Source organism: Yoonia sp. (assembly GCF_046498525.1).
Classification (GTDB): domain Bacteria; phylum Pseudomonadota; class Alphaproteobacteria; order Rhodobacterales; family Rhodobacteraceae; genus Yoonia.
The window spans coordinates 1-11,777 of sequence record NZ_JAWOAN010000102.1; the positions used below are offsets into that span (position 1 = coordinate 1).

Consider the following 11,777-nt stretch of genomic DNA (forward strand, 5'->3'; position numbering starts at 1 on the left):
GCAGCACACGAATTCACCATGTGGGCGTTGTTCGCGCGCGCCACAATTACCGTAAAAATCGTCATGATCATGCTGATCGCAGCGTCGGTCTGGTGTTGGGCCGTGATCATCGACAAGACGATCCAGTATCGCAAGGCCCGCACCGAAGCGGATATCTTTGACCGGTCGTTCTGGTCGGGCGAGCCGCTGGATGGGCTTTTCGACCAGATCGGTGCAGACCCCGACGGGCCATCGGAAAAAATCTTTGCGTCAGGTATGTTGGAGTGGCGAAGGTCGCACAGGCAAGACGGCGGGCTGATCGCTGGAGCGACAGCCCGGATTGACAGGTCCATGGATGTGGCGATCGCGAAACAGGCTTCACGCCTGCAAAAGGGACTGCCTATCCTTGCAACTGTTGGGTCGACTGCACCCTTCGTCGGGCTTTTCGGCACAGTCTGGGGCATCATGAACGCATTCATTGAAATTGCGGAAGCGCAGACAACCAATCTTGCCGTCGTCGCGCCCGGCATCGCCGAGGCGCTTTTGGCCACGGGTCTGGGTCTTTTGGCGGCCATTCCTGCGGTCATTTACTACAACAAGTTTTCATCCGACAGCGATCAGATTGTCAGCGGCTACGAGGCATTCGCCGATGAGTTCGCAACGATCCTCAGCCGCCAGGTGGATAGCTGATCATGGGCGCGGGTGTGATGAATTCGGGTGATGATGGCGGCAGACGTCGCCGCAGACGGGCGCGCAAGGCCAAGCCGATGTCCGAAATCAATGTGACGCCCTTCGTGGATGTCATGATGGTGCTCTTGATTATCTTCATGGTGGCCGCCCCGCTTTCGGTCGTGGGTGTGCCAGTCGAATTGCCCGAAACATCCGCCACGGCATTGCCGGGAGATGATGAAGAACCGCTGACAGTTACGATCACCAATGATGGCCGCGTCATGATTCAGGAAACCGATACGACCGAGGTGGACCTTGTCGCCCGCCTGCGCGCGATTGCCGCCGAACGTACGAGCAACAAGATATTTCTGCGCGCTGACGGCCGCAATGACTGGAACCGCGTGGCGCAGATCATGGGCCTGCTGAATGCTGGCGGGTTTTCCGATATCGGGTTGGTGACGGATATTGCCCCACCCTCCGCAGGCGGCGCTGACGGGTAAATCATGGCAACGCCGGGCACCATCATTTCAGGGGTTGGCCATGTCGGGCTGATCGGCTGGCTGATTGTCGGCTGGGGTCTGTCGTCCGAGCCGTTGGCGATTCAGACGATGGATGTCTCTGTGATTTCTGGTGAAGAGTTCGAACAGATGCGTGCGCGCACGACGCCAGAACCAGGAAATGCCGATCCGACAGCGCCTGTCCCGCCTGTCATCAGTGACAGCGCACCTCCGCCACCGGCACAGGAAGAACCGACCGAACCATCCCCACGCCCCGAACCGGTCGAGCCACCGCAGAGCGAAGTACCGCCCCCGCCTCATCCGCCAGCGCCGCCAGAGACCGAAGTGACAGATGCACCGCCCGCAGAGCCAGCGCCGCCAGTCGCAACACCGCCGACCCCTGATGTGGAAGTGAGCGAAACGCCAACACCGCCTCAGGCACCGACTGTAGCATCAACGATCACTGCGCCGCCGCCGCCCGATGCCAATGTCGATGATGTGGTGCGCGAAGAGGTGGTGCCGGATGACAGCGCTGAAGCCGAAGTCGTGGCAGAGGAACAAGAGGCGACCGCGCCGGAGGAGACGACGACCGCGATTGTGATCGAGGACTTGGCGCCGACCACATCCGTGCGCCCGTCCGCGCGACCCAGTCGCCCAACCCCGCCGCAGGACACGCAAGCGGCACAAGAGGAGCCGGTGACAACCGCGCCTGAAGTCAGCGAAGAAGCTGTCGCGTCTGCGCTGGAGGCAGCACTGGACGCGGCCACGCAAGCGCCCGTCGTTGCCGCAGGTCCACCGCTAGATAGTGTTGAGCGAGATGGTTTTAGACTTTCTGTTCAGAGGTGTTGGAATGTTGGCGGTATGAGTAGCGCAGCGCAGCGCGTTAAGCTGACTGTTGCGTTTGAGTTGGATCGGAACAAAAAGATCATCGGAAACAACATTGAACTGATTGGCTCCGAGGGAGGTGATCAATCTGCCGTAGATGTGGCATTTCGAACAGCACGCTCGGCAATCTTTCAGTGTCAGAACAGGGATGGAGGCTTCGACCTACCTGATGCCAAGTATGACTCTTGGAGAGAGGTGGAACTTACGTTTGACCCAAGTGAAATGCGCTTAAGATAGGCAAAGACACGCGCAGGTGAGGTGTAATAGATTATTACCCCTGCTATAGCGGCACAAGAAAGTGCAAGTTTCGGGGGCGAACCCGAACAGGCGAGTGAGGCAAAAATGATGAAACGACTTCTGATCCTGTTGGTGGCGTTGATACTGGCGGGGCCTGTTCTGGCCCAAGGCGGGCCATTGCGGCTGACAATCACGGACGGTGTGATAGAGCCGATCACTTTCGCGGTTCCCAGCTTTGAAGCCGAGACACCTGCCGCCCAGCAGGCTGCGTCCGATATTTCGCGCCTTGTCGTTCAGGATCTGGCCGGAACGGGTTTGTTCCGCGAGGTCCCTGCGACCGCATTCATTTCGCAGATCAGTTCTTTCGTGTTGCCGGTTGCCTTTGCTGACTGGCGTGCCATCAATGCGCAGGCATTGGTGGTCGGGGCGGTCAATGTGAATGGCGACCAGCTCACGGTGAAGTTCCGGCTTTACGACGTATTTTCAGGTCAAGAACTGGGGCAGGGTTTGCAGTTTGCCGGAACAACGGCGGGCTGGCGCCGGATGGGACATAAGGTGGCAGATGCGGTTTACAGCCGGATCACGGGCGAAGGTGGCTATTTTGACAGCCGCGTGGTGTTCGTTTCCGAAAGTGGCCCAAAGGACAATCGTCAAAAACGTCTGGCGATCATGGATTTCGACGGGGCGAACGTACAATTTCTTACCGATAGCAGCAGCATCGTGCTTGCGCCGCGCTTTTCGCCAAATGGTGACCGGGTGCTTTATACCAGCTTTGAATCAGGCTTTCCGCGCATCAATATGCTGAATGTGGCCAATGTGGACCGCCAGCAATTGCAGACCGCTCCTGGAGAAATGGCGTTTAGCCCACGTTTCTCGCGCGACGGGCGGCAGGTGATCTACAGCCTGTCCAATGGTGGCAACACGGATATCTACCGGACCGACCTGGCCACGGGCCAGCATGTGCGGCTGACGTCTGCGCCCTCTATTGAAACGGCACCGAGCCTGTCCCCCGATGGCAGCCAGATCGTTTTTGAAAGCGACCGCTCTGGCAATCAGCAGCTTTACATCATGTCCGCAAATGGCGGAGAGGCCCGCCGGATTTCATTCGGTCAGGGCCGCTATGGTACGCCTGTCTGGTCACCACGCGGTGATCTGGTCGCCTTTACCAAGCAAAACGCAGGGCGCTTCCATATTGGCGTGATGCGGATTGATGGCTCGGAAGAGCGCTTGCTGACATCTTCCTTCCTTGATGAAGGGCCGACATGGTCGCCAAACGGGCGCGTCATCATGTTCAGCCGCGAAACCCAGGGGGCGGGTGGTACATCGTCGATGTATTCGGTTGATATTTCGGGCCGGAACCTCAAGGCTGTCCCGGTGCAGGGTGGCTCATCTGACCCATCTTGGGGTCCGTTGCAGCCGTAATGATGTGTGATTCCCACATGGCGAAAACCGTGCTAGGGTGAAAAGAAAACAGAGCAGTTAAAAAAACAGGATGAAACCCTATGACACTTTTTAAGAAAGCGGCGGTCGTGCTTTTGGTATTGGCAACGGCAGCCTGTACGAACCCGGATCGGTTTGGTGGTGGTGCTGGCGCAGCAAGTGGCGCTGACGGTGCGGGGGTGAATGGTGCCGTGGCAGGATCGGCAAGCGATCCGACAAGCCCACTCTTCTTTAACCAGACGATCGGAGACCGCGTTCTCTTTGCCGTCGATACCTCGACCATCACGCCGACGGGTCAGGCCATTCTGGATGGGCAGGCGCAGTGGTTGCTGACCAACGCAGATTATCGTGCCGTTATCGAAGGCCACGCAGACGAGCAGGGCACACGCGAATACAACCTTGCCCTTGGTCAACGTCGTGCAAATGCCGTGCGCGAATATCTGGTGTCGCGCGGCGTGCCCGTGAACCGCTTGCAGGTCACCAGCTTTGGTAAGGAGCGCCCCATCGCAGTCTGTTCAGAAGAAAGCTGTTACGCCCAGAACCGCCGGGCTGTGACAGTTCTCTCATTCTCGGCCATGACAAGCTGATCAGGACCCGAAGGACCCACCTCATGTTGCACCGTATTGCTGTTGTCTGCGCCCTCTTGCTGTCGCCACTTTCTGCCGCAGCACAGGAAGAAACGCTGGCCGATATCCGGCAACAACTGACAGCTCTTTTTGTCGATGTGCAGCGCCTGACGCGTGAATTATCGACAACCGGTGGTGTGAATTCCGGTATTGCAGGCAGCACGCCGCTTGAACGTCTTGATGCAATCGAGGCTGAACTCCAACGCCTGACGTCCAAATCCGAACAACTCGAGTTTCGGGTCAGCAGTATCACGTCCGATGCGAACAATCGCATCGGTGATCTGAACTTCCGTTTGTGTGAATTGGAAGCAGGCTGCGATATCGGGCAACTGGATGACACGCCGTTGGGCGGGCTTGAGATTTCGGGCGCTGTCACCGCGACACCTGAACCGACGGGTGGACCGGCATTGGCTATCGGTGAACAACGCGACATCGAGCGGGCGCAGGAGGCGCTCGCCTCGGGTGACTTTCGTAGCGCCGTTGACCAGCTTGCGACCTTTGTCGCGACCTACCCGGGTAGTCCGCTGACGTCCGACGCGAACTATCTGCGTGGCGAGGCGCTCGAAGGTTTGGCCCAGCCAACGGATGCGGCGCGCGCTTATCTGGAAGCATTCTCCGATAATCCGACTGGGCCCAAAGCACCTGATGCCTTGTTTAAACTGGGATCGTCGCTCGGCATGATCGGGCAGACACAGGATGCCTGCCTGACCTTGGCAGAGGTTAATGTCCGTTTCCCCGGCAACCCTGCTGTGGCGGACGCACAAGCGGAAATGCAAGCGTTGGGATGTCAGTAAAGGACGCATCGGGCGACATTGTTGGTCGGTTTCAGGCGGCGGTCGGGGCCTCTCGGTCCGAGCATGACGACACGATCGGTCTTGCCGTCTCTGGTGGCGGGGATTCCATCGCATTGATGCATCTGGCTGCGCGAACCCGCAGCCCTGAAAACCTGAGGGTCATCACCATCGATCACGGGCTGCGCCCCGAAGCGCGAGGCGAAGTCGCGTTGGTGGCATCGCAGGCGGCAAGTCTCGGTATCAGCCATACGGCTGTTGGATGGGCATGGGACGGCAGGGGCAATCTACAGGCCGCCGCCCGTGAGGGGCGTTGGGCAGCCATGCGGAATTGGGCGGCGATGCATGACCTGCACGAAGTCTGGTTTGGCCATACCGAAGATGATCAGGTTGAAACTGTCTTGATGCGGCTGGCCCGTGGCTCTGGCGTTGACGGGCTGACCGCAATGTATCCGCTGACCTCGCGTGACGAGTTGTGCATCCTACGTCCGCTTTTGGAAGTAGCACGCGCCGATCTGCGGTTATGGCTTAAGTCTGAAAAGATCCCCTGGTGTGATGATCCCAGCAATGACGACCCCCGTTTCGATCGCGTGCGCGCGCGGCAGATGTTTGCGCAACTCGAAACGTTGGGAATGACACGCAAACGCTTGCTGCAGACAGTTGATCACATGCAAGCGGCCCATGTTTCATTGCAGCGCGCGGCCCTTGCTTTTGCAAAGCAGCATGTTCGCCAGGATGCTGGTGATCTGCTTCTATCCCCGGACGCGCTTGATCTGGAAAAGGCCGATGCCCCGCGCCGTGTCATGGCAGCGGCTTTTGCATGGGTTGGAAGCAGCACGTACCGTCCCCGTTTTGAGCAGTTACTTGAAACAGTTGCGCAGGCCCGCAAGGGGGCTACCGTTACGCTTGGCGGGTGTATCATGACACCTGACAAAAATGGAACTGTACGGCTGATGCGCGAAGCTGCGGCGACGGCATCAACGCAACGCTCTATGGACCATGCGGATGCGTCGGGGGTTTTTTGGGATCGCCGCTGGTTTCTGGAGGGGCCTATGCAGGAGGGCCTGATCTACAAGGCGCTGGGCGCCGGTATCAAAGACTGCCCGAAGTGGCGCGAAAGCGGCATGCCCCGCACATCATTGCTTGCATCGCCGTCTATCTGGAATGGCGACGCTTTATTGGCAGCTCCACTGGCGGGGCTGTCCAACGGTTGGTCCGCGCGGATTGTCGCGGATTTTCATTCCTCGGCGTTTGCCATTGAAGATTAATCATTCGCCTCTATTTTAGGGGAAACGCTTGTGATGCGACTCTGTCGTCCACTTCCCCATTTCAAAGGAGTTTCCCCTTGGGCAACGCGCGTAATATGGTCTTTTGGGTCGTCCTTTTCCTTATGGTCTTGGCGCTTTTTAATCTTTTCAGCAGCCCACCGGGCACGACAAACAGTGAAGTGCGCAGCTACTCTCAATTTGTCGCAGCCGTGGAAGATGGCCGCGTTACCGACGTGGTGATTGATGGCGAAACTGTTCGCTTTGCCGAAGGTGGACGAAGCTATACGACCATCATGCCGCAAGATGCTGAAATCACAAACCTTTTGATCGAAGCAGACGTGCCCGTAGAGGCGCGCAGTCAGGAAACATCGGCGTTCCAGTCGTTCCTGCTCAGCTTGTTGCCGTTCCTGCTTTTGATCGGTGTGTGGATCTACTTTATGAACCGGATGCAAGGCGGTGGCAAAGGTGGCGCCATGGGATTTGGCAAATCGCGGGCCAAGCTTCTGACCGAGAAACACGGGCGCGTCACATTTGATGATGTGGCAGGCATTGACGAAGCCAAGGAAGAGCTCGAAGAGATCGTTGAATTCCTGCGCAACCCGCAAAAATTCTCCAGACTCGGCGGTAAAATTCCCAAAGGTGCGCTGCTTGTAGGCCCTCCGGGTACAGGTAAAACGCTTCTTGCACGCGCAATCGCAGGCGAGGCAGGTGTACCGTTCTTCACTATTTCCGGTTCTGATTTTGTCGAAATGTTCGTCGGTGTAGGTGCGTCCCGCGTCCGCGATATGTTCGAGCAAGCCAAGAAGAACGCCCCTTGCATCGTATTCATCGACGAGATTGATGCCGTCGGCCGTTCGCGTGGTGTCGGTATCGGTGGCGGTAATGATGAGCGCGAGCAGACGCTCAACCAATTGCTGGTTGAAATGGATGGCTTTGAAGCCAACGAGGGCGTCATCATCGTTGCGGCGACCAACCGCCGTGACGTGCTGGACCCAGCGCTGCTGCGTCCAGGGCGATTTGACCGTCAGGTCACGGTCCCTAATCCCGACATCAAAGGCCGCGAGAAGATTTTGGGCGTGCATTCGCGCAAAATCCCACTTGGTCCAGATGTCGATTTGCGGATCATCGCCCGCGGTTCTCCGGGCTTCTCGGGTGCGGATTTGGCGAACCTTGTAAACGAGGCAGCCTTGATGGCGGCGCGTGTGGGTCGCAGATTTGTAACGATGATCGATTTTGAATCGGCCAAGGACAAGGTCATGATGGGTGCAGAGCGTCGGTCGATGGTGATGACCGCCGAGCAGAAAGAGATGACCGCCTTCCATGAAGCTGGTCATGCCATCGTGGGTATCTCGCTGCCGAAATGTGACCCTGTCTATAAAGCGACGATCATTCCGCGCGGTGGCGCACTTGGTATGGTGATGAGCCTGCCCGAGATGGACCGTCTCAACATGTTCAAGGATGAATGCCATCAGCGTTTGGCCATGACCATGGCGGGCAAGGCGGCTGAGATCATCAAGTATGGTGCCGATCAGGTCAGCAATGGCCCCGCCGGTGATATACAGCAAGCCAGCCAGCTGGCGCGCGCGATGATCCTGCGCTGGGGCATGTCGGACAAGGTTGGTAATATTGATTATTCCGAAGCCCACGAGGGATACTCCGGTAACACCGCAGGTCTTTCCGTTTCGGCGCACACAAAAGAACTGATCGAAGAAGAGGTGCGCAGCTTTATCCAGCAAGGCTACGACCGGGCATTTCAGATCATCACCGAGAAGAAGGAAGAATTCGAGCGGTTGGCCCAAGGCTTGCTTGAATATGAAACGCTGACAGGTGACGAGATCAAGCGCGTTATGGCGGGTGAGCCGCCGCATGCGGGCAGTGATGCCGGTGATCAACCTCCGTCTGGTGGCACGCCTTCGGTGACGGCAATTCCGAAGATGAAGCCGAAGAAGCCTCGTGCGTCCGATGACGGCGGGATGGAACCGGAACCATCCACCTAGAAAAAACAAAACGCCGCTCTCTAGGGAGCGGCGTTTTTCTTTGGTCCCGCCACGACTGGTCACAGCCGTATTGAAGCTGCGGTCACTGTCGCCTAAGCATATCTCGACATCACCAAGGAGAGCGATATGCCAGCACTGAAGCCAACGGATATTATCGGTGAAATCGTCTGGATCGGTCATGTCGAAGACAGGGATGCTTCGTTACAGTCACGAGCGACGGGAACCGCGCAACTGACCTATGCGGGTGTTCCGGGCGAAGCACATGGCGGCCTCACGCGTCCGTCATGCAGCAGGGTCATAAGCCAGCACCCGCGCGATACGGAAATCCGGAATGTGCGTCAGCTTTCCATCATGTCCGCAGAGGAACTGGCCGAAATCGCTGCAGACTGCAGGTTGGATGGTTTGGACCCCTCTTTGGTAGGCGCATCGCTGGTCATTCGTGGCATCCCGGATTTTACACACCTGCCACCGTCTTCGCGATTGCAACTCCCCGATGGTGCGACCTTGGTCGTCGATATGGAGAACCGGCCCTGCCATCTTCCTGCAAAGCCCATCAATGCAGTCCACCCCGGTGCCGGGGATAAGTTCAAGTCTGCCGCAAAGGGTAAACGTGGCGTGACGGCTTGGGTTGAACGGGAAGGGCGCTGTCATGTTGGTGACGCGGTGCATTTGCACGTGCCTGACCAACGCGCATGGGCCTATTAGGTTTCCCATCCGACACAGCTTTGACGCGCCCCGCCGATTCCGGCGGTGAAAATGTCGCAATCACGGTGCATGCGGCGGTATCCAGTCGCTAGAAGCGATCAGGAACACCAATGGCATTTGCCAACGCTCAGGAAAGTCTTTCATGGAATATAAGTCAGATATCGAGATCGCACGCGCCGCACAAAAGCGTCCGATTCAGGAAATCGGTGCGAAACTGGGGATCGATAGCGATGATCTGCTGCCTTACGGTCACGACAAGGCAAAGGTCAGCCAGCGTCTGATCAACAGTGTGCAGGACCGCGAAGATGGCAAGCTTATCCTTGTCACCGCGATCAATCCTACGCCTGCCGGTGAAGGCAAGACGACGACGACGGTTGGTCTGGGTGATGGCCTGAACGCCATCGGCAAGAAGGCCGCGATCTGTATCCGCGAAGCGTCGCTTGGTCCGTGCTTTGGCATGAAGGGCGGTGCAGCGGGTGGTGGATACGCTCAAGTGGTTCCGATGGAAGATATGAACCTGCACTTCACCGGTGACTTCCACGCAATCACCTCGGCCCACAATCTTCTGTCGGCGATGATCGACAACCACATCTATTGGGGCAACGAACTGGAGATCGATATCCGTCGCGTGGTTTGGCGGCGCGTGTTGGATATGAACGACCGGGCGTTGCGTCAGATTACGGCGTCTTTGGGTGGGGTTGCCAATGGCTTCCCGCGCGAGGCTGGTTTCGACATCACTGTGGCGTCCGAGGTCATGGCGATCTTGTGTCTTGCGCGCAATCTTGATGATTTGCAAAAACGTCTGGGCGATATTATTGTTGCCTACCGTCGTGATCGTAGTCCCGTTTACTGCCGCGACATCAAAGCGGATGGGGCCATGACCGTGCTGCTGAAAGATGCGATGCAGCCCAACCTTGTGCAGACTTTGGAAAACAACCCAGCGTTCGTACATGGTGGCCCGTTTGCCAACATTGCTCACGGATGCAACTCCGTGACAGCGACGACGACAGCGTTGAAATTGGCGGACTACGTTGTGACCGAAGCAGGCTTCGGTGCCGATCTGGGTGCCGAGAAGTTCATGAACATCAAGTGCCGCAAAGCGGGCCTTGCGCCGTCTTGCGTGGTTATCGTCGCCACGGTGCGCGCAATGAAGATGAACGGCGGGGTGGCGAAGGCTGATCTGGGTGCAGAGAATGTGGATGCGGTGAATGCCGGTTGCCCGAACCTCGGACGCCACATTGAAAACGTAAAGAGCTTTGGAGTACCTGTTGTTGTGGCGATCAACCACTTTGTGACCGACACGGATGCCGAAGTGGCCGCTGTAAAAGCATATGTGGAGACCCAAGGATCAGAGGCGATCTTGTGCAAGCACTGGGCGCTTGGCTCGGAAGGTATAACCGAACTGGCCACCCGCGTAGCGCAGATTGCAGATGCAGGTGAAGCGAATTTTGCGCCGATCTATCCAGACGACATGAGTCTTTTCGACAAGATCGATACCATTGCCAAGCGCATCTACCGCGCAGATGAGGTGATTGCGGACAGCAAGATACGTGAGCAGCTCAAGACATGGGAAGAACAGGGTTATGGTCATCTGCCGGTCTGTATGGCGAAAACGCAGTACAGCTTTACGACCGATCCGACAGTGCGCGGTGCGCCGACGGGCCATGCCGTTCCTGTGCGCGAAGTCCGTTTGAGTGCAGGCGCAGGCTTTATTGTTGCCATCTGCGGTGAGATCATGACGATGCCGGGCCTGCCACGTGTGCCCTCGGCAGAGCAGATCATGCTGAATGACGCAGGCCAGATTGAAGGTCTGTTTTAACGTGACCGGGCGGGACGACGCGCAGCTGCGCTGACGCCCCGCCCACCGTCCTGCTTGCCTCCGGCGGAGGTATTTTTGAACATGGGAAGATGTGATGACAACGGCTGTGATTGATGGAAAAGCCTTTGCCGCAAAGGTGCGCGCGAGAGTAGCAAAGGGCGTGGCCAAACTGCAAGAGTCCCAAGGCATTACCCCGGGGTTGGCAGTTGTTCTTGTGGGAGAAGATCCCGCCAGTCAGGTCTATGTGCGTTCGAAGGGCAAAATGACCAAGGAAGTCGGCATGGCCTCCTTTGAATATAAGCTTGATGTGGACACCTCTGAGGCTGACTTGCTGGCGCTGATCGAAAAGCTGAACAAAGATCCGGCGGTCCACGGGATATTGGTGCAGTTGCCCCTGCCTGACCATCTGGATAGCGATCTGGTGATCAACAGTATTGATCCTGCCAAGGACGTCGATGGGTTTCATATCTCCAACGTCGGTCTGTTGGGGACCGGACAGAAGAGCATGGTGCCTTGCACGCCTTTGGGCAGCTTGATGATGCTACGCGATTACCACGGGTCATTGTCCGGTATGAATGCGGTTGTGATTGGCCGTTCGAACATCGTTGGCAAACCTATGGCGCAACTCTTGTTGGGTGATAGCTGCACGGTGACTATCGCGCATAGCCGGACCAAAGATTTGCCCGCTGTTGTCCGCCAAGCTGACATCGTTGTGGCGGCAGTGGGTCGTCCGCAGATGGTTCAGGGTGATTGGATCAAACCCGGTGCAACAGTGATTGATGTGGGGATCAACCGGATCGAGAAGCCCGAGGGTGGCACACGACTGGTTGGCGATGTCGACTATGACAGTTGTGCCGAGGTGGC

General features: G+C 57.5%; 11 protein-coding genes. All 11 read left to right on the forward strand.

The window, feature by feature from the left end:
- Positions 1–669: protein TolQ (tolQ, locus tag R6T97_RS07350; RefSeq protein ID WP_410348641.1), on the forward strand; the 669-nt coding region annotated here is incomplete at its 5' end.
- 2 nt (positions 670–671) lie between these two features.
- Positions 672–1,148 (forward strand): ExbD/TolR family protein, encoded by a 477-nt coding sequence (locus tag R6T97_RS07355; RefSeq protein ID WP_410348642.1) that lies wholly within the window; start codon positions 672–674, stop codon positions 1,146–1,148.
- Between the two features lie 3 nt (positions 1,149–1,151).
- A complete protein-coding gene (locus tag R6T97_RS07360; RefSeq protein ID WP_410348643.1) occupies positions 1,152–2,267 on the forward strand; it encodes an energy transducer TonB in 1,116 nt (371 codons plus the stop codon).
- A 105-nt stretch (positions 2,268–2,372) separates the two neighbouring features.
- On the forward strand, positions 2,373–3,689 hold the full coding sequence (gene tolB, locus R6T97_RS07365) for a Tol-Pal system beta propeller repeat protein TolB (protein ID WP_410348644.1): 1,317 nt from the start codon (positions 2,373–2,375) through the stop codon (positions 3,687–3,689).
- Between the two features lie 80 nt (positions 3,690–3,769).
- Positions 3,770–4,294, forward strand: coding sequence for a peptidoglycan-associated lipoprotein Pal (pal, locus tag R6T97_RS07370; protein WP_410348645.1), 525 nt, complete (start codon positions 3,770–3,772; stop codon positions 4,292–4,294).
- A gap of 23 nt (positions 4,295–4,317) precedes the next feature.
- A complete protein-coding gene (ybgF, locus tag R6T97_RS07375; RefSeq protein ID WP_410348646.1) occupies positions 4,318–5,127 on the forward strand; it encodes a tol-pal system protein YbgF in 810 nt (269 codons plus the stop codon).
- Positions 5,118–6,392 (forward strand): tRNA lysidine(34) synthetase TilS, encoded by a 1,275-nt coding sequence (tilS, locus tag R6T97_RS07380; RefSeq protein ID WP_410348647.1) that lies wholly within the window; start codon positions 5,118–5,120, stop codon positions 6,390–6,392. Before ybgF ends, tilS begins: the two co-directional genes overlap by 10 nt.
- 95 nt (positions 6,393–6,487) lie before the next feature.
- Positions 6,488–8,389 carry an ATP-dependent zinc metalloprotease FtsH gene (gene ftsH, locus R6T97_RS07385; protein WP_410348651.1) on the forward strand — a complete coding sequence of 634 codons (1,902 nt, stop codon included), beginning with the start codon at positions 6,488–6,490 and terminating at the stop codon, positions 8,387–8,389.
- Between the two features lie 126 nt (positions 8,390–8,515).
- Positions 8,516–9,094 (forward strand): MOSC domain-containing protein, encoded by a 579-nt coding sequence (locus R6T97_RS07390; protein ID WP_410348648.1) that lies wholly within the window; start codon positions 8,516–8,518, stop codon positions 9,092–9,094.
- A gap of 142 nt (positions 9,095–9,236) precedes the next feature.
- Entirely contained in the window at positions 9,237–10,913 is a 1,677-nt protein-coding gene (locus R6T97_RS07395; protein ID WP_410348649.1) for a formate--tetrahydrofolate ligase, read from the forward strand.
- Positions 10,914–11,007: 94 nt separating this feature from the next.
- Positions 11,008–11,777, forward strand: a 770-nt coding sequence (gene folD / locus R6T97_RS07400) for a bifunctional methylenetetrahydrofolate dehydrogenase/methenyltetrahydrofolate cyclohydrolase FolD (RefSeq protein WP_410348650.1), incomplete at its 3' end; no start/stop codon positions are given.